Source organism: Streptomyces specialis, from assembly GCF_001493375.1.
Lineage (GTDB): Bacteria > Actinomycetota > Actinomycetes > Streptomycetales > Streptomycetaceae > Streptomyces > Streptomyces specialis.
Genome location: NZ_LN929763.1, coordinates 126,241 through 150,858, shown reverse-complemented (window position 1 = coordinate 150,858; position 24,618 = coordinate 126,241). Strand labels below are relative to the sequence as shown.

Sequence of the window (24,618 nt, the reverse complement as noted above, 5' to 3'; positions counted from 1 at the left end):
GGACGGTGTGGTCGGCGGCGGCGAGGGTGCCGGCGGTGATGCGGGCGACCAGGAAGGAGGTGCCGGCGGTCTCGGCGATGGCGGGGGCGACCGGGCGCAGCGCCTGGGGATCGCGGCGGTAGGGGAGGTGCGGTGGGCTTCAAGGAGGTTGCGGGCGGCGTATGTCGTCAGCGCGGCGGGGTCAGCGTAGAGGAAATGGTCCAGGTCGATGACCGGGCCGCCGAAGTGGCGCTGCCCGGCAGGGATACCCAGGCGGTCCAGGAGGTAGGGGCGGGTGCCCAGCAGCAGCCGGATCCGGCCGCCGGCGTGGTCGATCAGCGGGCGCAGGACGCGGGAGCACAGGGTGTCGGGGGTGGCGGCCTCGTCCAGCGCGTCGATCAGCGCGGTGAACGGCCGTTCTCGCTCCGGGAGGGCGTCGAGGAGTTCCCCGACCGTGACCGCGCGCACGCCGGCGGCGGCGGACAGGGCGCGCAGGACGTCGTCGTCGGTGAGGTTCTGGGCGTAGACGGCGACGTCGACGGTGTCCTGTCGCGGGAGGAGGTCCGGGGTGAGGGCGAGGGTGTCCAGGGGGACGGTGGGGGGGGTGTGTGTTATTGACATCCGGCGCTGCCGGCGGAGAGGGGAGGGGGGGCTGTGTTTCGATTCTTCTGTTTATCCTATCGTCCTCCACCTCCACTCGCTCGACCCTCCTCTTCGTCGGCAGCGTCAGATTTGTATAAGAGCCAGGACGGTGCGGCGGCGTTCGGGGTGGGTCAGGGCGGCGATCAGGCCCAGCACGGCGGTCTTGCCCGACCCTGGCCCTGCGGTGACCACCCGGCACGGCGAAGAACCATTGGTGGCGGGCGTGTTGAGCCAGCGTGCCAGATCCGCCAGGGCCTGGCGGCGGCCGGTGAACCACCAGCCCTGCGTCGCGTCGCCGTGGTAGCCCATGGCCCGGACCAGCAGGCGGGTGGTCAGCTCGGTCTCCCGTCGCTGGGCCTGCTCGTCGAACTCCGCCGCCTGCTGGATGGCCAGATCGACCCCGGTCAGCCTGGGGCTGTGGCGGGGATTGCGGAAGAATGGTGGCGGCTCGCCCGTCAGCCCGATCTGGGTCAGTGTGATCTGCTGGTACGCAGGCCGGTCGGCGGCTGGCGCGTTCATGTGCTGGGCCACCGCCGACACCGACAGCGTGTCCGGTCCGTGCCCGGCGGTGGCCAGGCTGTCCACCGCCTCGGTGAGCAGCCGCGGGAACAATCCGGTGTCGGCCTGCTGGTGCGGCTGGGCCGAGGAGACGACCACAAGCCCGGAGCCGTCCCCGGTCTTCCACTGGGCACTGATCCGCTCCAGCGCCGCCGCGGCCAGCTCGTTGCCGCCCTGTCCCGAGTAGCAGGTGTCCAGCATCAGCAGCAGCCGCCGCACCCCGGTGTCCCGCAGGATCACCCCGGCCAGGTCCGCCGTCCGCAGCGAGGTGTAGGACAAGTCGGCCGGGTCGGTGTCCGACAGGAGCAGGACGTGGTCGCGGCCTTCGTCCAGCACCTCACCGTGTCCGGAGAGGTAGACCGCCAGCAGGTCGTCCTCGCGCCGATCGCCGGACCGGCAGAACGCCCGTAACTGGTCGGTGAGCTGGGCCCGAGTCGGGTCCATCCCCAGCGCGGTCTGGTGCCGGTAGCCCAGCTTCCGGGTGAACACCTCGATCACCCGCTCGCGCGCCTCCACCAGATCCGGCCGGTCCCACCCCGGGTGCTTCGGGTACCGGGCGACTGCCGCCGCGATCAGGAACCGCCGCGGCCCCGCGCCGGGCTCGTCCTCCGGGCCGGTCATGACAGGCTCGCCGCGATCGCCGCCCCGCACAGCCGGTCCGTCAGATACGCCGAGGCGTCGTGCGCGTGCGACCCGTTGTGCACCAGCCCCTGCCGCAGCCGCTCCCCGAACACCGGCCGCAGATCCTTGACCAGCGCCACCCCGTCCCCCTCATCCGCCAGATTCGTCCAGACCAGATTCTCGCCCCCGGGCCATATTCCGCGCGCCGTCCCGCCCAGCACCACCGGCGGGGGCTGGAGCCGGTCGAGAATGAGGTTCGGTATGCCCAGCGGCGAGCCCAGCGTCACCAGCGCCCGCACCCCGTGACCCGGCTCGGCGCACAACGCCTCGTACGCCACCACCGAGCCCAGCGAGTGCGCCACCACCACCCGCGTGTCGTCATCCACAGCGTCCAGCACCCGCTGCCGCACCCGGCACCGCACCTCCTGATCGGTCACATAGCGGTGCACCTGCTTCAGATCCAGCACCATCGCCCGCAGCGCCACCCCCGAAAAGAACCGCGACCCCGACAGCGCACGTAACGCCGCCTGCACCGACCCCGGAACCCTGACCAGCGTCTCCGTACCCGGCGGCACCACACCCGGATCGGTCCGGGCCGCCTCCGCCCACCACGCCGCCAGCAACTCCGCCTCGAACCCCGGCTCCACATCCGCAGCCGTCACCCGGGGGTCCCCCACCCCCAGCATCCGCCCCGCCGGCCGGAACACATCCCTCCCTCTCCCACGAAGCACGTCGACCATCCGCGACAGGAGGGGCAGATGGGGAGAAGGGAAGGGCCCCACCCGAGCCACGCCCCACCGCCCTCCCGAGGACCCGCATTCTACGGACCGCACACACCCCGGCATGCCTCGCTCACAAGTGCACCAGGCAGCTACCAGGCTCTCGGCGCGGGGCCCGAGACTGCCCGAAGATAGCGACAGATCACTCGGATACAACCAGCGACGAACCCCTGGGAACGACCAACCCCATCCACGGGGACTTCTTCGCACGCCCCTGCTGCCTCGTGGCCCAGCGGAGGTCACTGGTTGCGTTAGCGGCACTTACCGCGGCAGATAGGCGCCGCAGAAGACGCTGTCGAACCCGAGCGCGGTCATCGCTGACTGAATACTCGGATAGACGGCCCACTCCGGGGCGTCGAGCATGGCGTCGAAGTCGGCGCGAGTGATCTCCGGCTCCAGCCACTGTGCCCCGCATCGGCAGCGGATCCAGATGTGTCGGCCCTGGTTGATCAGCAGCCAGTCCCGGTGGGCCAGACAGCTCGGGCACAGGACGGGAATCCCCCGGAGTGCCAGTTCCTCCGGGTGACGGACGCATCGAGCGGCGTTCGGGCCGCCCGGACGTTCAGCCGAGTGCTCCGGTCGCGGCTGCGGCTTCGGCTTCGTCGGTTCGGCGAGCGCTACGTCAGCAGTGGTCGGCATCGGCTTCATCGGTCTCCCCTTGTGGCTGGACGTCCCACAGTCAGGCTTAGCGATGCCCCGGAGCAACTGTGCACAGACTTCCCGGATCACGTCATCAGCGGCAGGGAGGCCAGGCCGCGCATCAGGCGGGTGCGGCGCCATTGGAGTTGATCGGGCGGTACTGCCAGGCGGAGGGCGGGGAAGCGGGTCAGCACCGCTCGCAGGGCGATCTCGGATTCCGCTCGGGCGAGTGGTGCTCCGAGGCAGCGGTGGATGCCGTGGCCGAACGACAGGTGGCCCGTGGCATCTCGCGCAAGGTCCAGCTCGTCGGGTGACGGGAACCGCTCAGGGTCCCGATTGGCCGCGCCCGGGGCGACCAGCACCGGAGATCCGGCCGGGATGTCGGTGCCGCCGAGGGTGACCGCCTCGGTGGTGTAGCGGAAGGTCGCCGTGCTGAGCGGCGAGTCGTAGCGCAGCAGTTCGTCCAGGCAGTCACCGATCAGGCTCGGATCGCGCCGGACACGGGCGAGTTCGGCCGGGTGCTGGAGCAGGGCGAGAGTGGCGTTGCCGATGAGGTTGGTGGTCGTCTCGTGCCCGGCCACGATCAGCAGGATGGCGAGGGAGACAAGTTCGGCCTCGCTGAGGTGATCTCCTCCGTCGCGGACGGCGATGAGTTCGTCCAGGAGCGCGTTCCCCGGTTGCCGGCGCTTCGACGCGATCAGGCCGGTCATATAGGTGGCCATCTCATGGGATGCCGCGTCGATGGTCTCGGGGTCTCCGGCGGCGAACAGTTCGCCGGACCATCGCTTCACGTCCGGCCGGTCGGCTTCCGGTACTCCGAGCAGTTCGCAGATCACTGTGACGGGCAGGGGAACGGCCAGGCCGGCGACGAGGTCCACCTTCCCGCCGACGGGCCACTGGTCCAGCAGGCTGTCGGTCAGTTGCTCGATGTACGGGCGCATGGCGTTGACGGACCCGGAGGTGAACGCCTTGGTCACGAGGCGGCGCAGGCGGGTGTGCTCCGGCGGGTCGCAGGCCAGCATGTTGCGCGAGACGGCGGGGTGAAGCCGACGCCGGGACGGCCGCCCGGCGAAGAACGCGCCGGTGTCCTTGGAGAGCCTCGGATCAGCAAGCGCCTGCCGGGCCTCGGCATGACCAGTGACGACGTAGCTCTGTCGCCCACCCGAACCGCCCGGGAGCGGCTGCACGGGCCCGGTCGACCGGAGCCGGGCGTAGAAGGGGTACGGGTTCTGGAAGAAGCGGGGATCGTGCGTCGGGTCGGTCATGAGTTCTCGAACTTCCGCTGTCGGAGAGGCTCGTTCGCCGCGAGGCGGGTTGCGGTATCCGCGTAGGCATGGGCGAGCCGCAGGAGCCACCGGGTCTCGGCACGGAGGTCGCCGGCCCGCGAAACGATAGCGGAAGCCGGGAGAGGGGTTTCGTCACCGACTGGGCGGCCTGCCCGCTTCGCCCGGACAGCGGCCTGGAGGACCGTCGCCTCGACCATGGCCTCCCCCGCTTCGGTTCCCGCCTTCCCGCTCACCACGACGGCCCGGTATGCGGATTCCCGGACGGCTTCGGATCTGTAGGGCCGGAGAGCGAGGATGCCGTCGTTGATCTCGATGACCCGGCGGTGGAGGAGGAAGTCCAAGTCGTCGGGATGCTCGCCATCGGCGTCGGCCGACGAAGACAGAACGATCTCCGGCGTCGCACTCGACAGGTCCTGCCACAGCGGACCGAGGGCCCGGAACGACGCAGCTTCCCAACGGCGCCGCAGCGCTTGTCCGATGGGCCAGGTGACGGCGGGGAGCGTGAGCCCCACGGTGATCAGCAGAACGGCCAGACCCGGTGCGGTCGCGCTGAAGACGCACGGCGAGGACACCAGTGAGGTGCAGCCGTGGTGATCGGGCACGAGGTGCGTGCCGAGGACGACGGCCACCGTCGCGATCACCTTGTAGGCCGCGTAAATCAGGGCGAACACACATCCGGCGGCGGTCAGGCGCAGGCCGATGCGCAGGCTGAAGCGTTTGGCGGACATCGACTGGCGCCAGACCTCGTGCAAGAAGTCCTTCACCGCGAGTGTCAGGAAGGTGATGTAGACCAGGATGTACAGGCCGTACACCTGCGGCGATTGGGTCGCGAGTTCGACGAGGAACAGCAACGTCATCGCGCTGACGCCCACGGCAAGAAGCAGCAGGCGCGGCCGAGTACGGCGGCCGGCCTCCTCGGGATCGAAGCCGAGCTGCAGCATGAAGATGAGGACCGATGTCGCCGCGGCGAGGCTGAACGAATTGCTGAGCAGGCGGGCGGACTGCGGCACCACCGCTTCGATGGCCCCGGCCACCATCGGCGTATAGGAGGCGAAGGCACCGGCGAAGGAGATGAGCACCGCGCCCATGGCCCAGGTTCCGGCAGGGCGGGGCGTGCCGCGTCCGAAGACCCAGTAGCCGGCGGCGACGGCAAGGGCGACGGCGGTAGCGAGGAAGAAGACGTTCACCACGGGCGGTATCGCGCCTTCCTCCTGGGCTTGGCGAACAAAGCCTCCCAGCGCTCGGCGCCCTCGGCCGGTCGGCTGGCGGGCTGTTCACGGCCGCGGTAGATGCGCTGCCGGATGACGGTCGCCATCATCTCCGCCTCGCGCTCGTCGTCCGTCGCGTAGCTGGTCCGGCCGGACATGCGGAGGATGAGAGTCGGGTTGAAGCCGAGAGCGTGCGCGGTTTCGACGTCCACCTCCAGACTGCCCGGGTGATCGCACAGGACATGGCACAACTCGTGAGTGAGAATGTGCCGTTGGTGCAGCAGTGAGGTGCCCTCCTCGTAGAAGAGGAGATCGGCCCCCGGCGTTTCCAGGCGAATCCCGCAGGGGGCTTCTACGGTTCCCAGGGTCCGTAGTGGTTTGAGAATGATGGGCCTGTCACGCAGACGCGCGATCGCGTCGCGCAACTGGCGTGTCGTGAAGCGGTGCGGCAGTCCCAGACTGTCAATCCGTTCTTCGCATGAATGGCGGAGCCGTTCCACTTCCCGGGTTGGCAAGGACATGGCGACCTCCTCGGCCAGGACGCAGCGCTTCAGATGCGCGCGTTCCGGAGCAGCCAGGATGCCAACGACGGAAATGATCCTCCAGCAGCGCGGCGCGCAAGTCGCGGCATTCATCGGCCAGATGGCAGGCGCCCGGCCCACATCAGCGGATAGTGCGACCAGCCGATGGAAGGCAGAAGGCGACGCCTGCTGCTAATCCTCCAGATCCAGATCCTGCTCATCAGGATCCACAGGCAGCCCTTCCAAGCGGCGCGCCTGCTCGATCACCGTGGCGACCATGTTCAGGCTCGATGTGCTCAGGCCATTCGCGCGAAGGGCCACCTTGCGCACCTCCCGATCGCGCATGGCCGCGATGAGCCGGATCTCCGCTCGCGTGCGCTCAGCCACCTCCTCGTCGAAGAAGTAGCCCGCCGGTACCCCGAAGAAGTCGGCCAACGCCTTGATCGTCTGCATCTTGGGGTTCGACTTGGCGCCGGTCCGAAGCTGCTGGATGGCGCTGGCCGAGATGGCCAGTTCGCTGCTCGTCATCTCCCGGATGCCTTGCGCCACTTCGGCGTACGTGTAGGAGTCGCGACCGTTCGGACGCACTTCCCGGAACAAGTAGTCCAGGCGCTCCGCGAATGCCCTCCCATACTCCCCAGCCATGCCCGCCCTTTCTCGCCCCCCGAGAAATACCCTACCCACTCCGGTGAAGGGGGATCGGCGCACGCGAGGCGCGCCCAGCATTTAAACGGCACAGAGACAACTGGAGTGTACGGTGATGCGCACAGCCATCCACCAGAGTGTTCCGCCGCAGGTGGGAATGGTTCCAAGCAGGCTGGACGTGCACCGCTGATCACCCTATGGTGCTGCTCCCCGAACATGATCACCGTGCCGGCAACCGGCTCGGGGAGAGGAGGCGATACCCGCTCGGCGGAAATACATCCGCCACCGATCTGAACCGGCGTCATGGAGTCATCACCTCCAGGACGCCGGACCGGCTCCCTAAAAAGCCGTTTCACAACTCGCGGGCGGCGGCGCCTTGCACGCAGACCGCCGAACCGCGCTGCTACAAGCAATGGAGTATCACATGCTTGCCTCGCCAAGCGGACCGTCGGCATGCCCGAACACCGACTCGATGCCCTGTTCTCTCCCCGTCCACCTCGGCCCCTCCCTCCCCGACAACGGGGCTCTCCCGTCCTCCCGGCGCTTCCCTCTCGCAGAGGAGACGTTCACCCCTCCGAGGGACCCGGCCACGGGCAGGAGGCACTGACATGGCGCGTATCCGCACGGTCAAGCCCGACCTGTTCATCAACGAGCGATGCGCCGAGTGCTCGGTCACGGCGGTGCTGACCTTCATCGGTCTGCTCACCCAGGCCGACGACCAGGGCCGTCACCGGGACAACGCGGCCATCATCGCCGGCGTCCTGTGGCCTCTTCGCGCCGAGCACACCCCGGTGCACGTCGAGGACGACCTGCACCAACTCGCCGGTGCCGGGCTGATCTGCCGGTACACCGGTTGCGACGGCAAGCGCTACCTGCACATCGTGGGCTGGTTCGAGCACCAGAAGATCGACAAACCGAGCCAGTCCCGGCTCCCCGCCTGCCCCCAGCACCACCCGACCGACCGCTGCGGTCCGTGCAGAGGGGCGTGCACCGAGGCCAACCGGCCTCAGCCGCCTTCGCGACAGCTCGGCGAGGGGTCGCCGAACCCTCCCCGAACCCGCGAGCGCCGCGCCCTCCCGGCACCCGCCCATCCCCACGACGAAGAGCAACACCCGGCGGCCGTACAGGAGAGAGCCCTCGTCGGCGTCATCGCGTCTCAGGGCCGGGGCCAGGCCGGACACGCACGTCAAGGGCCGCTCCCGGAAGCCTCACCGAGGGTTCCCCGAGGACTCGGCGAGGACTCGGCGCCTGGATCAAGGATCTTGGATCCTGGATCTGTTCTTCCTTCGGGGCGCTCAGCGCCCGCCGCCACCGCGTCGGCGGGCGACCTCATCGCCGAGTACGTCACGGCCTGCGCCGAACGCCCGCCGGCTGACGTGCTCGGGCACCTCGGCCGCCTGGCCAAGAGGCTGCTGACCGAGGGCATCGCGGTCGAGCATGTTCGCGCCGGACTGCGGCGCTTCGCCGAGATCCAGGGGCATCCGAGCCGCCTCCCGAGCCTGGTGAACGACTCCATGAACGCACCGCGCCCAGGTTTGGCGCCGCCGGGAATCCGCCCTAACGTGCCCGCTCATCAGCCGTGGACCACGCCGGTCGACGCCGCCGCCTACGCCGAGGAGCTGTGATGCGCACACGTGATCCGCACCGCCTCGGCGAGGGAGTCCTGAACCGCATGGTCCGCATCCTGGCGGAGCGCGACATCGATCCGGCCGTCAGCACGGAACCAGCCGAGGAGCCCGCGGCGGCCCCGGCGGCGGATTCCTCCTCAGCGGGCCTGCCCCCGCGCTACCGGAACGCGACGGCGGATCACCCGCAGGTCATCGCCTGGGTCCGGGAGGTCGTCCGGCACGCCGTCGCCCCGAACACCGGTGCGCGGCGGCAGGTCGCGACCGGGCCGAGTCTGCTGATGGCCGGGGTCGTCGGCGCCGGCAAGACCCACCAGGCATACGGCGCGATCCGTGCCCTGCGCCAAGCCGGTATCGGCGTCCGATGGCGCGCGACCACCGCCGCCGACCTGTACGCCGACCTGCGCCCGCGGCCGGGAGCCGACAGCGAACGGGAACTGGCGGCCGTCAGCCGTTGCCCGCTGCTGCTCCTCGACGATCTCGGCGCCGCAAAACCGAGCGAATGGGTCGAGGAAGTCACCTACCGCCTCATCAACCGCCGGTACAACCTCATGCTTCCGACCCTCGTGACGACCAACCTCGCCATCAAGGACCTGCGCGCCTGCCTCGGCGACCGCGTCACCTCCCGCCTCGCGCAGATGACCACCCGGGTCGAGTTCGAACCGGTCGACCGCAGACGCCTGCGCCCGGCCTGACCGGCTCCCGGTCACGTCCGCCGGGCCGACTATCCGCATCCCAGGAACCAGCCGACTCGGCGCGCCCTCCCCCGCGACCGCCGGCGCGCCGCGAGTGATCGGAGCCACCCCCATGTCAACGAAGTCGATCAGCCCTGCCCGCCACCGGGCACTGGGTGACCACACCTGGCAGGACCGGGCAGCCTGCCGACCGACGGAGCACCACGCCGTGGACCCCGACCTGTTCTTCCCCGCCCCGGACGAGATCGAGAGGATCAGCACCGCGAAGGCTTTGTGCGGCCAGTGCCCCGTCCGCGAGACCTGCCTACAGGCCGCTCTGGACAGCAACGACACATACGGCATCCGCGGCGGCATGACCGAGGAGGAACGCAAGCCGCTGCACGAGGCGAGCCTTCATCGCCTCGACCACAGCAGGGTCAACGCCGTACTGGCAGGACGCGACATCCACCTCACCAAGGTCGAGCGCCGAGCCGTCGTCCACGCCGCCTACCGCGGCGGCGTCAGCGAGGAACGTCTCGCCTGGCTCCTGAAGATCACGGAGGAACACGCCCAGAAGCTGTACCGCGAGACGCGCCGCGCACTCCGACACCGCGAGCTGCACGGGATGCCGGGTCCTTCCCCACTCATCGAGCCGACAGACGACCGCCTCGGCAGGGACGACTACGGAACGGCGGCATGAGCACCGCTTCGCCCGACACCGCGCCCATCACCCCCTGGGACCGCGCCGTCGTGATCGCCCTGGGCGGCGCCGCATGTGCCCTCTCCTACGACGCCCTCCAGCAGATGGCGGTGACCATCCACGTCCGGGGCATCCTGAGCTACCTCTTCCCTGTGGTGATCGACGGCTTCATCGCCTATGGAGTCCGCGCCCTGCTCGTCCTGCGCAACTCACCGCTGCGAGCCCGCCTCTACGTCTGGTCACTCTTCGGTGTCGCCACCTGCGCGAGTATCTGGGCCAACGCGGTGCACGCGGTCAGACTCAACCAACAGACCACCGCGGCCACCGGCCTGCGACTGGACGACATGGTCGTCGGCGCCCTGTCCGCCCTCGCCCCACTGGCCCTCGCGGGAGCCGTCCACCTCTACATCCTCATCGCGCGGCGACCGGTCAATCGAGGTCCCCGTGACGCGAACGCCTTCCTCCGGCCCGAACACATCTCGGTCAGCCGAGCCGACCGGACAGGACGCCGTCACCCGGTGTCCGACTCCCCAATCGATCCGGTCGGCGAGCCGCGACCGTCACCGCGCCGACAAGGCCCGGCTGCCCGGACAGCGATCGGGAGCAGGGCAACACCGTCCGGAGCCTACGCCCGTCCGACGACTCGGCCAGGTCATCACCGCCGACCCGTCGTCTGGTCAAGCCTGAGCGGCCGCCCGGAAGCAACGGCGACGGGCGGACAGCCGCCGGCTGCCGCCGAACCGGTCACCCACCGCGGACGGTCCCCGGCTGTCCGGCGAGGCACCGCGAGCACCGAGGAACTGCTGCGCATCGCACGGGCAGCGGTCAGGGCTGAGAACAAACTGACCCGCAGAGTGGTCGCCCAGGCCATCCGCGGACAGCGGATTCCGCTGTCCAACGACACCCTGACCTCGTTGATGGTCCAGCTCCGACAGCAGGACGGCACCCCAGTCACCCCGCACCGGGACTGAGCAACCGTCGTTTCCGGCGGGATGTCCGTGCCGCGCCGCGCACGGGTCGAGACCCACCGGAACACATCCTCCGTATCGAATCGCCCAAGGCAGAAGTGGATTCTTCATGCCCACGCCCCCAGTAACCGCACCCGAGGTGTGGTGTCGACTGACCGTCGCACGCCGATACGGTCAGGTCGGCAACGCCGAACCAAGTCCCGACGGAACCCGGCCCGTGCACCATCGCCGCCTCGCCGCCGTGCGCATCGAGCACGCTGTCCACGACATCCAGCAGCGCACCACGGGCCCGAGCCAATGACCTTTCCAGACCCGGCACCGGCAACCAACGAAGCGGAGAGCTTCCCCGATCGGGCCTCCGGCGGAGCAAGTTGTCGCGTACGGCGGTCCTACGGCCCGTCGTACGCACAGGTCCCCGCGGCTGGTCCCCGTACGAGGGCGCACGAGGACCTGGCAGACGCGGAACCCCGACAGCCGCCGACCGCCGACGCCGCCCTCCCAGATACCGACGAAACCCCGCCGCCCGCGATGCCGGCGTTCCCCCACCGCAAGCCGCGTCGCCGCCGACGCAACACGACCCAGCGCGTCCGCAGGCTGACCACACGTCTCTCGGACACGGAGGCCGCCGAAATCCTCGCAGCCGCCGACAAGAGGGCCATCACGGCGGCACACTTCCTCGCCGCCGCAGGTCTCGCCACCGCCCGGGGCCAAGTCACGATCGACACCGACGAGCGCCTGGACGCCGCCGTCGACGAACTGGCGGCGCTACGTACGCAGGTCTCGCGGGTCGGCAACAACATCAACCAGATCGCCCGCATCCACAACTCCGGCGGCCAGGTCCACCCCCGCGCACTCGACCATGCCCTTGCCGTACTGATCCGGACCCTGGCCCGTGTCGACGCGGCAGCCGACACCCTGGTGACACAGCGCGCCCGGTGATCCCGAAGATCCGGCGCGGCTCACGTACCCATGGCCTGCTGGCCTACCTCTACGGCCCGGGCAAACGCGACGAGCACACCGACCCGCACCTCGTCGGGAGCTGGGACGGCTTCGCCCCCGACCCCGGCCGCGATCCCGACGCCACGCTCGCCCAGCTCGCTGCGGTCCTGGACCTACGCGTCAAGCAAGCCGGCACCAAGGCCCCGGCGAAGCATGTCTGGCACTGCTCCGCGCGCACCGCCCCCGAAGACCGCCACCTGACCGACGAAGAATGGGGCGACGTCGCCCGCCGCCTCGTCACAGCCGCCGGCCTCGCCCCCGACGGTGACCCGGACGGCTGCCGCTGGGTCGCGGTCCGCCACGCCGACGACCACATCCACATCCTCGCCACGACCGTCCGCGGCGACCTCCGCCTCCCCCGCATGAACTACGACTTCAAAAGGGCCCAAGCCGAATGCCGCCGCATCGAACGAGACCGGGGGCTTCGCCGTCTGAACCCCGGCGACGGCACCGCAGCGAAGACCCCCCCCAGCGCCGAACGCTTCAAGGCCGACCGCACCGGCCGCCCAGACCCGCCGCGCCAGACCCTGCGCGAAGCCGTCCGCCAGGCCGTCGCCGGGGCCACGACCGAGGAGGAGTTCCTCGCGCGCCTCCGCGAAGCGGGCCTGCGCATCAAACTCCGCCACGCCCCCTCCGGCGACCTCCTCGGCTACGCCGTCGCCCTCCCCGGCGACCGCAACGCGAACAACGCCCCCATCTGGTTCGCCGGCTCCACCCTCGCCCCCGACCTCTCCCTCCCCAAGATCCGCAACCGCCTGACCCCAACGACCGACACGTCCGTGGAGCGGTCCTCCCCCGCGGAGGCACGCCGCCACGCCGCCGCGATCGCTGAGCCGACCCCAGGACTCTGGGCCAACGACGAGCGGGCCGCCGCACACCTCATCGGCATCGGCGAACTCCTCGACGCCACCGCGAGCACCTCCCCCGCCACCAGCCGCACCGAACTAACCGCCGCCGCCCGCGCCTTCGCACGCGCCACCCGCAGCCACATCCACGCCGCTCACCAGCATCACCGAGCACTGCGAATGGCCGCCCATAGCATCACCCAGGCCGGCGCCGCGCTCGGCCGAGGAGAAGACGACGCCGCAGCCGCCATGCTGTTGTCCACCCTCGTCCTGGTCACCCTGGCCGCCGCCCGCTGGCACACCGCCCACGGCCACGCCCAACAAGCCGCCGCCTCTCGCCAAGCAGCCGACCACCTCCGCACTGCGTACCGTCAGGCCGCAACCACTCCGCTGCGGGCACTCCACGACCGGGGCCAAGCACTTCCCCAACCTCAACGCCGCACCTACGAATCACTGCTCCGCACCGCGCTCTCCGACGAACTCCAACAAGCCGGCGCCGACCCAACCCACCCCGCCCTACTCGCCACCCTCGCCCACGCCCAGCAGACCGGCCACGCCCCCGAGACGCTCCTGCACCGAGCCGTCGCCATGCGCGAACTACACACCGCCGACAACATCAACGAGGTCCTGATCTGGCGCCTGCACCGTCTGGCCGATCTCAAGCCCGGCCCGGCCCCGAAGCCATGGCGCTCGACGGCCAGCCCAGCGCGCGCTCAGGATCTCCCGGCCCGAGCCACGCCTCGCGAGTCCAGCGGTGCGCATCACATCAGCCGTCCGCCGAGTCGCTAGCACGCCTCCCAGGGAACAACCGACGACGAGACGGAATCCTCAGGGCGCATTCCTCAGTCGCCACCGGTGAGCCGAGCAGCCGCTCCACGAGGTTCCACGTAAGGGAGGCATCACCTCCGTGCTCCGATGTGTCGCCGAGTAGACGGCCGTCAGCACCTCAACGACCGCGACCGTCGCGCGCACTCTCGCGATACTGTGTCAGCGCCTGCCGCTGCTCAGCGTCAGCATTTGAAGAAACTAGCCGTGTCGGTGGCCCCTCAGCCGCCTGTCCTCCGATTTCAGCGACACACCGGCTTGATCGGCACCACCGGCCATCTGCTGCAGAATGTGCCGATGACCGCCAACGCAATGCCGCTACCACCTGCGGCTTTACTGTGGGGTCCTCATCGCCCCTACCGGGGGTCACAACTCGCGGCCGTAGACGCTGATGCTCTCGGCCCACTCGCGTCCTCATCGCCCCTACCGGGGGTCACAACGTGTACAGCGCCTCGCACGCGAGGGTTTGCCCGGACACGTCCTCATCGCCCCTACCGGGGGTCACAACGTGTAGTACTGGGGGCAGGCGCCGCAGGCGATGAGGTCCTCATCGCCCCTACCGGGGGTCACAACGCGCGGGGCCGGAGGTTCTCAATCCAAGGCATCGGGGTCCTCATCGCCCCTACCGGGGGTCACAACCCGGTGATCGAGCGGAACGCCGACGCGTTCCAGCAGTCCTCATCGCCCCTACCGGGGGTCACAACAGGGCGGCGCGGATGAAGTGCGGGTGGTTGCCGATCGTCCTCATCGCCCCTACCGGGGGTCACAACATCGTTGAAGCGCCGTTCTGGCTAGAACGGCGGGACGAGTCCTCATCGCCCCTACCGGGGGTCACAACCTGCCGTCGCCCGCGTACTCCCCGGGGCGGCCGACGAAGTCCTCATCGCCCCTACCGGGGGTCACAACTTTAGGTAGGGGATGAGGTCACGAACGGACCTCCGGGTCCTCATCGCCCCTACCGGGGGTCACAACTTTAGGTAGGGGATGAGGTCACGAACGGACCTCCGGGTCCTCATCGCCCCTACCGGGGGTCACAACTGCACTACCTGACCGGAGCACCACAGTGACCACTCCGTCCTCATCGCCCCTACCGGGGGTGACAACGCTGCGGCCAGGGCGGCGGCGAACGCGGCCAGGCGCTGGTCCTCATCGCCCCTACCGGGGGTCACAACCCGTAGGGGAGGAGGCCATCGGTCGGCACGAGTTCGAGGTCCTCATCGCCCCTACCGGGGGTCACAACATCCCACTGGGGCCGGGAGTGCCTCGGGCTCCACCAGTCCTCGTCAGCGGCGTCATCAACGGGACGCCCTTGTCTACGTCTCCGGTTCGGTGCCTACGGAGGTGGGCGAGGGGGAACCCTGGATCAGCAGGCAGCGGCCAAGTCCGATGCGGCAACTGCCTGCCGAGAAGTCGTCAGCGCCCCGGCATGGGTCTCGAAGTCCGCTGTCGAGCCAGTCGGTGAAGCGTTCGGCATTGCTCGGGCGACTGCCGGGTCCGGCGTGAGCGCGTCAATCCGCGCCGGCTCGCCGGAAGAGCATCCGTTCGGTTCATGATGCCAAGGCCATGCCAGGTGAGTGTGGGATCAGCAGAGTGCGGCCGGGGGCGGCCTCAATCCAGTGGAAGTCGAGGCGGTGGAGGATGGGGGTTCGGTCTCCCTGGCCCGTGGACGGCAGCAGGGTCACGTGGTCCAGCGCGCAGCGCAGCAGCATGCGCCGGTCTTGGAGGGTGGCCTCGTCCCACGCTTCGCTGAGGAGCACGCCGTCCAAAAGGGGCGTGAGGTCGGAGTGGTGCTGGAGTTCGGCCAGTTCGGCGTTGAGTGCCTGCGTCTGCTCCGCCAGCGCCGCGGAGAGTGCGGCGTAGCGCTTGGGATTCATGCGGCCGTGGACGTAGTAGGCGTCGTCCAGGTCGCGGGCCCTGCGTTCGGTCTCGTCCAGGGCGGCGACGACGTGGCGGCGTCGTTCGTCGGTCTCCGGATCCTGGTAGCGCAGCCACCGTCGGGCGATCTCGTGGAGCACCGGGTCATCGGGCTCCAGCGCGGAGACCCGGCGGATCCAGGCACCGCTGACGGCCTGATCGGCGCGGTCGGCCTTGGTACGGATGCCGGGGCATGCGGCCGGGCCACCTTCCATGCGGGTGCGGCACCGGTACGTCAGGCCGCCGGACACCATCCCAACCCGGCACAGCGGGCACCGCAGGATTCCGGTCAGCAGCTTGCCTGCCTGCTTGGCTCCGTGGCAGCCCTTCAGCCCGCGAACGGTACGCGAGGCAAGAAGTCCGCGGATCGCGTACCACTCGGTGACCGTGACCACGCCCGTGCCGCACGAGACGGGACGCCCATCCGGGCCGATCAACGGCTCGGCCTTCCATCCCCACTTGTCGATCGGGTTGCCGAACTCGTCCGTCTTGCGCTCCCGGAACGGAACCAGCCCCGCCCACAGCGGCGAGTTGGCCATCCGGCTGATCGCGTTCGCCGACCAGTGCCGGCCGTTGCGCGTGCGCGCCCCTTCCGCCGTGATCCGGTGGGCAATGGTCGTTCCCGCGTGACCGCGCAGCAGAGCTTCCGCGATCGGGCGGGCGGTCGGGTACTCACCCGGATCGGGGCCGACCTGGCCGTCGCCCAGGTGCGTCACGCCGAACGGCGGACGGCCTCCCGGCGCCCGGCCAAGCACCCGGTGGGCGTCCAGGCCGATCTTGACGCGGAGAGCGATGTCCTTCGCCTCGTCGCGGGCCCGTTCGGACAGGAACGCGAACACGATGCGCCCGCCCCGGGAACTGTCCAGCCCCTCCGAGACCGACACCAGCCGCGAGCGGCGACGGTCCAGTTCGTCCAGGAGCGAGCCGACCACGCCCATCCCCCGCCGGTCCAGGCGGTCGGTCTTCCACACCGCCAGTGTCCGCGAGCGGCCGGCCAGCACCGCCTCCTTGGCCTTCTCGAACTCGTCCCGCCGCACATGAGCCTTGCTCGCGCTGAGCTGCTCGAACCAGACATGGCGGATCTCCAGTTCCTCGTTACGGGCCCAGCGCGCCACGTCCCGCAGGTGAGCGCGCAGCGTGGCGAGATCCTCCCGCTTCTTCGACCGCCGGATATACGCGTCCACCAGCTTCTCCGGCACACCCGACGCCGGACGATCCAGCCCCAGCGCCACCAAATCCTCCGCGGCCAACCCCAGCGCCGACAGAGCAGCCGAGTCTTCCCGAACCATGAGCCCAAGCCTCCGCACGAGCAGCGACTTCGCCCGCCCGGGAACCTCGGTTAATATCCCGCCGCTCCCCGGCGATCGAAATCCCCCGTTTGGGACAAGCGTAGTCACGGTGGGGCGTCCATCCGTGAGGGCGACGGCAAACGACGCCCCGCCCCCGGATGGGCGCCCCACCGTGACTACGCTTGTCCCCTCGTTGTGTCGTGTCTCGCTCTCGTTCTGGATGTCCTCCCCCCCCCCAGTGCACGCCCCTCCTCTTCGTCGGCAGCGTCAGGTGTGTATAAGAGCCAGGCCGGGGTAGCCCTCCGGTGTGGTGAACTCCCCCGGCCGCAGCCACAACGAACCACACGCCGGACCCCTCGCCGCGGCGACCGCCTCGCGCAAGGCGGGAACGGCATCCGCGAGAGCCCAGCCACCCGACCGCAGCAGGAACAGCCCCAGACCGGGATCGCCGGCCAGCCGGAAACCCACCGATGTCACCGGCCCCGGCCCCCGACCACTGCGGGCCACCGCCTTCCGATCGGGTCCCACGACGTCACCCGGGTGGCCCGAGGCTCCGGCGATCGCCTCCTCCGAAGAACCGCTCAACGGCGCCGTCGTCATACGGCAGACCACCTGACCCGCACTGTCGACGCGGATACGCACCCTGTCCCAGCCGGTCAACACCACCAGCTCCCCGCCCGCCTCCTCATAGCTGCCCTTGAAAAGCCCGGCCAGGCGATGCGCCACGGACAGTTCGTCCGTCACGGAATCGCAGGACACGCCGGGGGCGGGAGACTGGTCGGATCGTCGGCGACCGTGCCGGGCAGGACCGTCACGCCTGCTTCCGCGCGGGCCCGGGCGGCTGCTGGCGCTGGCCTGCCCGGCGTTGCTGCTCGGCGATGACCCCCCGGAGCTGACACCGGACCCATTCGCCAAGATTTCGGGATCGGGGCACCCGCGCACCGGGCGGCCTCAGTCCATTTGGTCACCTCGGCATCGGCCCACACCAGGACCACGTTGCGTTCCCAAGAAAGCCGCGCAGGAAGCCGTCCGCGACGTGCTGTATGGGATACAGCGTGGGCAGCATCTTGGACCAAGAGGCGGATAAGCTGCTCCCGCTCGACCTGCAAGCAGAGGGTGACGTCAAGATCGGTGTGGGTGTGGAGGCCTTCGTGATCGCACCACCGTTGCAAGGGCCGTACCTGGGATTTGAAGTGGTCCGTACCGACGGCACCCGGCTCGTTTTCTCCTGCCTGGCCTGGTTGAAGCCGCCGAGCTACCGCCAGCAGGTCTGTTCCGCGATGCGCGTCGAAGTCAAGGGCGATGTGAGCGCCTGCTTCACTTCCCGGGTGGCGGCGAACATTCCGGTATCCGACGATTTCGGGAAGGAACTGGACATCTTCGAAGGCCTCGTGGTCATCGTTTGACGCGGGCGCGGATGGCGAGGATGGCGAGGGTGAGGAGGACGGGTTCGGTGAAGCGGGAGGCCATCTCGGTGTAGGTGCCGGTGGTGGTGAGGTCTTGGCCGCTGCTGCGGAACACCGTGCTGTTGACGACGGTGCGCAGGGATTTCTCGAAGCGGTCGGTGGTGAGCCTGTCTCTTATACACATCGGACGCCACCGACGAAGAGGAGAGGGGGGCGGGAGGGGGGGGGGAGGAGACTTGAGGAAGAAGAAGGGGCCGTGGAGGCGGAGGGCGCGGTCGATGTGGTTGAGGGCGGTGCGGGTTCGGCCGCGGTGGGCGGCGATGAGGGCGCGTTGGGCTGCGCAGGTGCCGCGTGCGTGGATGTGGTGGAGGGTGGTGAATTCGGTTTCGGCTTGGCGCAGGAGTTGGTCGCCGGTGTCGGGTTGGCCGGTGCGGGCGGTGGCGGTGCCGAGGTGGGCGAGGGTCCAGGCGGCGGCCATGGGGTCCAGTGGGAGGAGTTCGGCGCGGGCTTGGGTGAGTTGTTCGACGGCGCTGGTGGGGTTGTCGCGGTCGAGGAGGGTCAGGCCGAGTTCGGTGCGGGTCAAGGCGGGGCCGCGTGGGTCTTCGGCGCGGGTGCGGGCGGGCAGGGCGTGGGTGAGGATGCGGTGGGCGAGGGCGGGTTCGCCGGCGTGGCGGCAGGGGCGGCCCTGGTCGTGCAGGGCCTGGGCGCGCATCAGGTCGTCGCCGTGGCGGGTGGCGAGGTCGTGTGCGTGGTGGAAGGTGGCGTGGGCGGCGACGTGGCGTCCGGCGGCCAGCAGTGCGGCGCCCAGGCTGGTGAGCACCCGTGGTTCGGCCGCGTGGTCGGGGCTGTGGCGGACTGCGTGGAGGGCGAGTTCGCCGCTGCGGATCCAGGTTTTGGGGGTGTCGCGGCGGTGGTCCCACAGGGGCCACAGCGCGTCGTTCATGCGCCACACGATGGGGTGCAGGCCGTCGTCGGCCGCGGCGTGGATCGCGGCGATCAGCGTGTGGCGGCGTACGGCGAGCCACAGTCCGGCCGTCCGCGCGTCGCGGAACGGCACCTCCAGGGTTCCCGGGGCGGGGGCGGGCTGGTCGTCGGGCGTGGCGGTTGGTTCCTCGACGGGGCGGCCGCCGGAGAGGGGAGTGCGAGGCGGCCGCCGGAGAGGGGAGTGCGAGCCTGCAGCGTGTGGCCTTCGCCGTCCAGGGCTGTCGCGGCCATCCGCTGGTCGTCCAGCTCCTGTGCCCGCTGGTGTATCTCCCGGTAGAGGTTCCGGGCTCTGGTGTGGTGGCCGGCGTCCCGCAGCGTGCCGGCGAGGGCGGCCATGACGAGCAGCTCCGCCCGCACGCGAGGCGGCCGGTGGCGGCGCACCGCGGCCAGGGCCAGGGTGTGGGTGGCCACGGCCTGCTCGTGCGGGCGCAGCCGCTGCCACACCGGCCGCAACGCCAGGGTGAGCTGCCATACCACGGTGACGAACCCCGCCTCGTGGGCGGCGCGGACCGCCGTGACCAGGGTGTTCTTGCGCGGCGCCAGCCAGGCCATCGCCGAGCGCGCCCCGGTCGCCGGCAGGTCCTTCTCCCGCGGCCGGTGGGCGGAGTCGCCGGGCACGCGATGCAGCGGATGAACCGGGCCCACGACCCGGTCCAGCCCGATCGCCACCCACAACAGCCGGTCCAGCCACCGCCGCAGCACCTGCGCCTGCCCGCCGTGCCCCTCCCCGACCGCCCGCTCGCGCACGAACCGACACGCCACGTCCGGCACCCGATACAGGCCCGCGCTGCCCGTCCCCTCCAACAGCGGCGTTGCCGAGAGCAGCCCCAGATGCCGGCCGGCCTCCCCCGGCAACAGCCCGCACGCCGCCGCCACATCGAAACGATCGACCACCACCCCCTCCGGCAGCACACCAAGAACGCCACACGTCCTGGCCGCCTCCACCGGCAACGCCTTCCACACGGAAGGAAACTCTTCAGCGGACACGATCAACTCCAGGAAACAGACAGCGGTTTGGGAGACACACCGGCACAGGGACCGCCGTCCACCGAGAGCCGTGTGGCGATCGACCGGCAGGCCACGGGCGAATACCGCAGCGGGTGATGGTCACCGGCGCGGGCACACGGCCACGCGTCATTCACCATGCGCCGCCGCCCCGGGTCCGAGCGGGGCCAGGCAGGCCGGGCAGCGGTCCGCGCCGGTCTCCTGCCGGACCGGGCAGCCGTTGTCCAGCTCGGCGAACGTGCCCGTCATCGCCGCGTGCACGGCGGCGCGGATACGCGCGGCCACCGCCGGCACGCACCAGGAACCCAGATCCTCCCGCGCCACCCACCGCACCGCCGCATGTCGGCCAGACCCGGACGACGACCGCAGCGCCGTCTCCTGCACCTGCGCCGCCTTGTGCACGAGATGGAACCGCGCGGACACCCCGGGACCGGAAGCCGGAACGAAGTCCTTGGCGACCAGCCGCTGAAGCCGGACAACAAGACCCGCGTCCTGCCGCACGGCCGACTCGGCCACCTCCCCGTCACGCCCCCCGGGCGGAACAACCCGGCCCGGAAGTTCGCACGAGTCCAGCCCCGCGGGCCGCACCAGCAGCAACGCACCGGCGTAGTTGGCGACAAGCGCCTCACCGACGATCACCATCGGAGGAGGAACGAAGACGGGAGGTGTGAACACAGGAAGCAGCCCTTCGTCGCGCTGGACAGGGGGAAGGGAAGTGGGAGGGCAATACCGGGGCGGGGAACAGGACGGCTCGCCGTCATCGAGCCAGGCAGCGATGCTCCAGCCGACAGCCGACAGCCGCCGGCCGCGCGGCCCGAGCGGCCCGAGCGCCACCGGCCGCGCCGCGGCCCCCGCCGCGCACCGTATCCGGGAGGACGACCGGGCCCGGGGAGCACCCGCCCCACCGTCGTAAGCCCGCCGCAGCCCCCGCCCGAACGCCGTCCGCGGACGCCGATGCCGTCTCCGACGAGCCGACGTCCTCCCACGCCCCTGGCCCGGCGGCCCGTACGGCGGAACCCGCCGCCCGTCATCGCCCAACGGCGCGTCGTCCACGGCCTCGACGTAGTCCCACACCATCGCCGCCAGCAGATCCAGACAGACCGCACACACGTACACCGGCGACACAACACCGCCCGGAGCCCGCACGGTCCCCACCCACCGCACCGACGTCTGCCCGAGCCAGCCGCACCGCAGAAGGCAACAGCCCTCGACCCACCCGCCACACCGCCCGTCCGCCTCGACGGGCAAGCCCGCACTCAGTCCGAACGACGCGGCACCGGGCGGCAACCCGACCGGCCGCGTCACAGCCCACCACCGCCACCCGGCACAGCAACCGCACACCACGTACGAGGACCATCCGTGCCCCACGCCACGGACAACGCCTCGACGATCGCCATCCCCCGACCGCGAGAAGAAGGGGGGGGAGAAGAGAGAGCGGCGGGGTATGTAAGGTGGAAGATAAAGAATGGTGTGTAAAAGGAGGCGGCGTTGGGAAATGTTAAAACTGACCTCATGATGGGAAGCGTCAGATGTATATAAGAGGCAGGGGGCTGTCGGTGGGGATGCCCCAGAGCATCATGGCCAGCACGGTGGCCGTCATCGCGAGGCCGAGCCAGGCCAGGGCGCGGGAGGCGCGCAGGCCGTAGCCGGATATGGCCCAGTAGGCGGTGAGGAGCCAGCGTTCGGCGCGGGTGGTGCCGGTGTGGTCGTTGCGGCGCATCTCGCACTCGCCGTAGTAGAAGTCCGCTGCCCCCGGCTCGTTCTTCCCGTCCTCCAGGGCCTTGCGCAGCTGCCGGTACAAGGCCGCGACCATCTCGGGGCCGGGGGTCAGTTCCAGGTCCGGGTGGTGCAGGCCGGGCTGCCAGCCCCGCATGGTGGGTGACTGGCCTGGTGCGGGACGGCCGGCGGCGGCGGCGCGCCAGTGGTGTTCCTCGGCCAGGGTGCGGCGCCAGGACCAGGCCAAAGGCAGCAGTCCACGGCGGTGCCAGCCCGCCGGTGGGCGGGCGAAGGTGGTGCGGCCGGCGATCCGCAGCTGGTCGAGGTGGATCGCGCCGACGAAGTGGCAGCCGGACAGGTCCACGTCGGTCAGGGCAAGGTGCGCGGCATCCACACCGTCGATGCTGTGGATCCGCACCCGCTTGTTCTGGCCCGCCAGCACGTCTTCTGACGCAGCGATGCCTGGACGAATGGTGAAAGGGGCGGCGGCTGCAGCGAGGGTGACCGGGTACTCCGCCACCGCACCGGACAGGTCCACCTCTGCGTAGCGCAGGCGCAAGGTGGCGGTGGACTCCCAGCGAATCCGCCGAAGCCGCACCTCCCGCGCAGCTGCTTCCAGGGTCACCGGGGCGCGGAACACTGCGGCGGTCAGGTTCAGCGTGCCGCCGCAAATCATCGGCCCCAGCAGCGGCGATGTCTCGAACCGCACCCCGGCGAATTCGGCGTTGCCGGTGACGGTCGCCCCCTCGAACCTGGCGACTCTGGAAAAGGTCGCCCCCCAGAACCAGGCGTCGCCGGTGAAGATCGCCTCCCCGAACAATGCGTCGCCGGTGAAGGTCGCCTCCCTGAGCCAGGCGGCGGGGGAGAAGGTCGTCCTCTCGAACCTGGCGACTTTGGAGAAGGTCGCCCCCCAGAACCAGGCTCTGGCGGAGAAGATCGCCTCATGGAACCTGGCGACATCAGCGAAGGTCGAGCGATCGAACCCGGCGTCCTTGGTGAAGGTCGCCCTATGGAACTCGGCCTCTTCGGTAAAGATCGCCCTTCTGAACCAGGCTCTGCCGGTGAAGGTCGCCTCCCGGAACACGGCGTCGCGGGTGAAGGTCGCCCCATCGAACCAGGCGTCGCCGGTGAAGATCGCCCCATGGAACACGGCGTTGCCGGTGAAGATCGCTTTCCCGAACCTGGCCTCGCTGGTGAAGTTCGCCTTCTGGAACACAGCGACGTCGGAGAAGGTCGCGTGATCGAACCCGGCGACGTCAGTAAAGATCGCCCCACGAAACCTGGCCTCGCCGGTGAAGATCGCCCTCTGGAACCAGGCTCTGCCGAGGCGGCACTGGTTGGTGGCGGGGTCCTGGAGGGCGGTGAGGAGTTGTTGGAGAAGGTCGGGGGTGAAGGTGGTGCCACGGTGGTCGATGCCGGCGCCGGGTGCCAGGGTGGCCAGGTAGGCGGTCCGAGCAGTCGTGTCGAGATGAGCCAGGCAGAGAGTGTGTCCGGGGACGTGGATGCCGCGGCAGCCGACCGGATCGTGCTCGGAAGCCCCCCGGCCGCAGTGCGCCCAAGAGGGCGGCTGGTGGGGTAAGCCGGGGGTCACAGGTGTCATGCAGGAAGAATGACCGACCGCGGCATCCGGTGCGGCCGTGTCCCTGCAACTCGCACCCTGCGGCGCTTCTGTACGGGCTCCGGCCCTCGAATTCCGTCGTGTACGGAGCGGCGGGAGGGGGGGTCCGGGGGGGGGGGGGGGGGGGGGGGGGGCTGGCTCTTATCTACATCTCCGAGCCCCCGAGACAGGCAGAAAAACCCTTAGCCGTCTTCTGCTTTAAAAAAAAAAAAATCGGCAACTCATTGCAAGTTCTCCCCCCCGCCCCCGCCCACGCCCCCCCCCCCCCGCCCCCACCCCCGCCGCGCCCCCCCGCCCCCGCCCCCCCCCCGCCCCCGGCCCCCCCCCCCCCCCCCGCGCCCGCCCCGGCGACCCGTCCTCGACAGCGAGCAGCAGCACACCACCGCCATACGACAGACACGCCCGGATCCGCTCAGCCGCACCATGAACGACAGCGTTGGTGACCAACTCACTGCACAGCAGCAGCAGATCGTCCGCCGCACCGCTCAACCCCCAGGAGACGAGCGCTTGCCGAACCCACTCGCGAGCGGCCCGAGGCGCCAAGTCATCACGGGCCACCTGCCACTCGCAGACGCCCGCCGGCGACGGTGCCACCCCTCCGGCAGCCTGTGGAACGACCCCTGACACCTCCCCCGGCGCCGGACCGCCGATCCGGCGGCTCTCGCCAGGTGCCATAGGGATCGGGCAGAGCATTTCCGCTTCGTACCCCCGACTGGGCGATTCGCGAGTCATCTCACCTCCGCTGAGCGGTCGTGGGCCGCACACGGCGACCCGGTCTTGTCGCTTCCAGCGTTCTCGCTCATGAGGGGCACGGATAGGCCAGACCGGGGTCATATGGTGCGCACTTCTTCGCCCCCCTCGGGCTTCTCCCATCACCAAAAGTCTGATGGTCTTTCGGGTCATGCCCTTCCCGGTGCGTAAGCGACCGGCTTTCCCCGGCCCCCATCCCCGCCAAGAGAGCCGAAGTTCCACCTATGCCCCTTTTTTGCACCTGACGTGGATAGCGGCGACTGCGAAAGTGCCCACAAAGTGCTCCGTGTTTGGGCTGTTGGCGCCCACTCTCGTTCGTCACCGTGAAAGGCGAGCCGATAGGCGTACCGATCCGTGTCGGCCCAGGTGCGAGGAGGACATCAGTGCCCACCATGGAACGCGTCGGGACAGCAGGACAACGC

The 24,618-nt window shown here is 70.0% G+C and carries 21 protein-coding genes and 1 CRISPR repeat array; of the genes, 8 read left to right on the top strand and 13 right to left on the bottom strand.

What is annotated here, in order from left to right; genetic code table 11:
* Positions 1-132: 132 nt before the first annotated feature.
* On the top strand, positions 133-597 hold the full coding sequence (locus BN2279_RS29735) for a hypothetical protein (protein WP_199827628.1): 465 nt from the start codon (positions 133-135) through the stop codon (positions 595-597).
* 108 nt (positions 598-705) lie between these two features.
* Here the strand turns inward: BN2279_RS29735 and BN2279_RS04365 are convergent, their stop codons facing one another.
* The 7 genes from BN2279_RS04365 to BN2279_RS04335 all read right to left on the bottom strand — a co-directional run bounded on the left by BN2279_RS04365 (position 706) and on the right by BN2279_RS04335 (position 6,878).
* A complete protein-coding gene (locus BN2279_RS04365; RefSeq protein ID WP_079031841.1) occupies positions 706-1,800 on the bottom strand; it encodes a caspase family protein in 1,095 nt (364 codons plus the stop codon).
* Positions 1,797-2,462 carry a hypothetical protein gene (locus BN2279_RS04360; protein ID WP_199827627.1) on the bottom strand — a complete coding sequence of 222 codons (666 nt, stop codon included), beginning with the start codon at positions 2,460-2,462 and terminating at the stop codon, positions 1,797-1,799. The genes BN2279_RS04365 and BN2279_RS04360 overlap by 4 nt, the downstream gene beginning before the upstream one ends.
* Before the next feature lie 378 nt (positions 2,463-2,840).
* The gene (locus BN2279_RS04355; protein WP_199827626.1) at positions 2,841-3,227 is read right to left on the bottom strand and encodes a hypothetical protein; all 387 of its coding nucleotides are present in this window, start codon (positions 3,225-3,227) and stop codon (positions 2,841-2,843) included.
* A gap of 77 nt (positions 3,228-3,304) precedes the next feature.
* Positions 3,305-4,483, bottom strand: a complete 1,179-nt coding sequence (locus BN2279_RS04350; RefSeq protein WP_059006591.1) for a cytochrome P450 family protein — start codon at positions 4,481-4,483, stop codon at positions 3,305-3,307.
* Positions 4,480-5,694: an MAB_1171c family putative transporter gene (locus tag BN2279_RS04345; protein WP_234347429.1), complete on the bottom strand. Its 1,215-nt coding sequence runs from the start codon at positions 5,692-5,694 to the stop codon at positions 4,480-4,482. The genes BN2279_RS04350 and BN2279_RS04345 overlap by 4 nt, the downstream gene beginning before the upstream one ends.
* Positions 5,688-6,347: a regulator component gene (locus BN2279_RS04340; RefSeq protein WP_234347424.1), complete on the bottom strand. Its 660-nt coding sequence runs from the start codon at positions 6,345-6,347 to the stop codon at positions 5,688-5,690. The genes BN2279_RS04345 and BN2279_RS04340 overlap by 7 nt, the downstream gene beginning before the upstream one ends.
* A gap of 78 nt (positions 6,348-6,425) precedes the next feature.
* Positions 6,426-6,878 carry a helix-turn-helix domain-containing protein gene (locus tag BN2279_RS04335; RefSeq protein WP_059006589.1) on the bottom strand — a complete coding sequence of 151 codons (453 nt, stop codon included), beginning with the start codon at positions 6,876-6,878 and terminating at the stop codon, positions 6,426-6,428.
* A 608-nt stretch (positions 6,879-7,486) separates the two neighbouring features.
* On the opposite strand from BN2279_RS04335, the gene BN2279_RS04330 reads away from it, so the two are divergent.
* From BN2279_RS04330 to BN2279_RS04305, 6 genes are all read left to right on the top strand, one after another.
* A complete protein-coding gene (locus tag BN2279_RS04330) occupies positions 7,487-8,503 on the top strand; it encodes a hypothetical protein (protein ID WP_059006587.1) in 1,017 nt (338 codons plus the stop codon).
* Entirely contained in the window at positions 8,503-9,198 is a 696-nt protein-coding gene (locus BN2279_RS04325) for an ATP-binding protein (protein WP_059006585.1), read from the top strand. The genes BN2279_RS04330 and BN2279_RS04325 overlap by 1 nt, the downstream gene beginning before the upstream one ends.
* A gap of 112 nt (positions 9,199-9,310) precedes the next feature.
* The gene (locus BN2279_RS04320) at positions 9,311-9,877 is read left to right on the top strand and encodes a WhiB family transcriptional regulator (RefSeq protein WP_059006583.1); all 567 of its coding nucleotides are present in this window, start codon (positions 9,311-9,313) and stop codon (positions 9,875-9,877) included.
* Entirely contained in the window at positions 9,874-10,848 is a 975-nt protein-coding gene (locus BN2279_RS04315) for a DUF2637 domain-containing protein (protein ID WP_059006582.1), read from the top strand. Before BN2279_RS04320 ends, BN2279_RS04315 begins: the two co-directional genes overlap by 4 nt.
* A gap of 525 nt (positions 10,849-11,373) precedes the next feature.
* On the top strand, positions 11,374-11,784 hold the full coding sequence (gene mobC, locus BN2279_RS30210; protein ID WP_234347422.1) for a plasmid mobilization relaxosome protein MobC: 411 nt from the start codon (positions 11,374-11,376) through the stop codon (positions 11,782-11,784).
* The gene (locus BN2279_RS04305) at positions 11,781-13,478 is read left to right on the top strand and encodes a relaxase/mobilization nuclease domain-containing protein (RefSeq protein ID WP_059006577.1); all 1,698 of its coding nucleotides are present in this window, start codon (positions 11,781-11,783) and stop codon (positions 13,476-13,478) included. Before mobC ends, BN2279_RS04305 begins: the two co-directional genes overlap by 4 nt.
* Before the next feature lie 379 nt (positions 13,479-13,857).
* A CRISPR array of direct repeats spans positions 13,858-14,754; the repeat unit is 30 nt; unit sequence GTCCTCATCGCCCCTACCGGGGGTCACAAC.
* A 307-nt stretch (positions 14,755-15,061) separates the two neighbouring features.
* On the opposite strand, the gene BN2279_RS04300 is transcribed toward BN2279_RS04305, so the two are convergent.
* Together BN2279_RS04300 and BN2279_RS28330 are read right to left on the bottom strand one after the other, a co-directional pair.
* Entirely contained in the window at positions 15,062-16,717 is a 1,656-nt protein-coding gene (locus BN2279_RS04300) for a recombinase family protein (RefSeq protein ID WP_079031825.1), read from the bottom strand.
* 267 nt (positions 16,718-16,984) lie between these two features.
* Positions 16,985-17,461 carry a hypothetical protein gene (locus BN2279_RS28330; protein WP_159037050.1) on the bottom strand — a complete coding sequence of 159 codons (477 nt, stop codon included), beginning with the start codon at positions 17,459-17,461 and terminating at the stop codon, positions 16,985-16,987.
* Positions 17,462-17,772: 311 nt separating this feature from the next.
* On the opposite strand from BN2279_RS28330, the gene BN2279_RS04290 reads away from it, so the two are divergent.
* On the top strand, positions 17,773-18,123 hold the full coding sequence (locus tag BN2279_RS04290) for a DCL family protein (RefSeq protein ID WP_159037049.1): 351 nt from the start codon (positions 17,773-17,775) through the stop codon (positions 18,121-18,123).
* Here BN2279_RS04290 and BN2279_RS30205 read toward each other — a convergent pair.
* The 4 genes from BN2279_RS30205 to BN2279_RS04270 form a co-directional block, all read right to left on the bottom strand.
* On the bottom strand, positions 18,113-19,180 hold the full coding sequence (locus BN2279_RS30205) for a tetratricopeptide repeat protein (RefSeq protein ID WP_234347421.1): 1,068 nt from the start codon (positions 19,178-19,180) through the stop codon (positions 18,113-18,115). The two genes, BN2279_RS04290 and BN2279_RS30205, sit on opposite strands and share 11 nt — an antisense overlap.
* Positions 19,120-20,094, bottom strand: a complete 975-nt coding sequence (locus BN2279_RS04280; protein WP_159037048.1) for a hypothetical protein — start codon at positions 20,092-20,094, stop codon at positions 19,120-19,122. The genes BN2279_RS30205 and BN2279_RS04280 overlap by 61 nt, the downstream gene beginning before the upstream one ends.
* Before the next feature lie 147 nt (positions 20,095-20,241).
* Positions 20,242-20,754 carry an NUDIX hydrolase gene (locus tag BN2279_RS04275; protein ID WP_059006567.1) on the bottom strand — a complete coding sequence of 171 codons (513 nt, stop codon included), beginning with the start codon at positions 20,752-20,754 and terminating at the stop codon, positions 20,242-20,244.
* An 883-nt stretch (positions 20,755-21,637) separates the two neighbouring features.
* Positions 21,638-23,428, bottom strand: coding sequence for a pentapeptide repeat-containing protein (locus tag BN2279_RS04270; RefSeq protein ID WP_079031822.1), 1,791 nt, complete (start codon positions 23,426-23,428; stop codon positions 21,638-21,640).
* Between the last annotated feature and the right edge of the window lie 1,190 nt (positions 23,429-24,618).

Bases quoted from the DNA above. Each gene is read 5' to 3' on its own strand.
- BN2279_RS04365 (WP_079031841.1), bottom strand. From the start codon at position 1,800: ATGACCGGCCCGGAGGACGAGCCCGGCGCGGGGCCGCGGCGGTTCCTG.
- BN2279_RS04355 (WP_199827626.1), bottom strand. From the start codon at position 3,227: ATGAAGCCGATGCCGACCACTGCTGACGTAGCGCTCGCCGAACCGACG.
- BN2279_RS04350 (WP_059006591.1), bottom strand. From the start codon at position 4,483: ATGACCGACCCGACGCACGATCCCCGCTTCTTCCAGAACCCGTACCCC.
- BN2279_RS04340 (WP_234347424.1), bottom strand. From the start codon at position 6,347: ATGAATGCCGCGACTTGCGCGCCGCGCTGCTGGAGGATCATTTCCGTC.
- BN2279_RS04335 (WP_059006589.1), bottom strand. From the start codon at position 6,878: ATGGCTGGGGAGTATGGGAGGGCATTCGCGGAGCGCCTGGACTACTTG.
- BN2279_RS04330 (WP_059006587.1), top strand. From the start codon at position 7,487: ATGGCGCGTATCCGCACGGTCAAGCCCGACCTGTTCATCAACGAGCGA.
- BN2279_RS04325 (WP_059006585.1), top strand. From the start codon at position 8,503: ATGCGCACACGTGATCCGCACCGCCTCGGCGAGGGAGTCCTGAACCGC.
- BN2279_RS04320 (WP_059006583.1), top strand. From the start codon at position 9,311: ATGTCAACGAAGTCGATCAGCCCTGCCCGCCACCGGGCACTGGGTGAC.
- BN2279_RS04315 (WP_059006582.1), top strand. From the start codon at position 9,874: ATGAGCACCGCTTCGCCCGACACCGCGCCCATCACCCCCTGGGACCGC.
- mobC (WP_234347422.1), top strand. From the start codon at position 11,374: ATGCCGGCGTTCCCCCACCGCAAGCCGCGTCGCCGCCGACGCAACACG.
- BN2279_RS04300 (WP_079031825.1), bottom strand. From the start codon at position 16,717: ATGGTTCGGGAAGACTCGGCTGCTCTGTCGGCGCTGGGGTTGGCCGCG.
- BN2279_RS04275 (WP_059006567.1), bottom strand. From the start codon at position 20,754: ATGGTGATCGTCGGTGAGGCGCTTGTCGCCAACTACGCCGGTGCGTTG.
- BN2279_RS04270 (WP_079031822.1), bottom strand. From the start codon at position 23,428: ATGACACCTGTGACCCCCGGCTTACCCCACCAGCCGCCCTCTTGGGCG.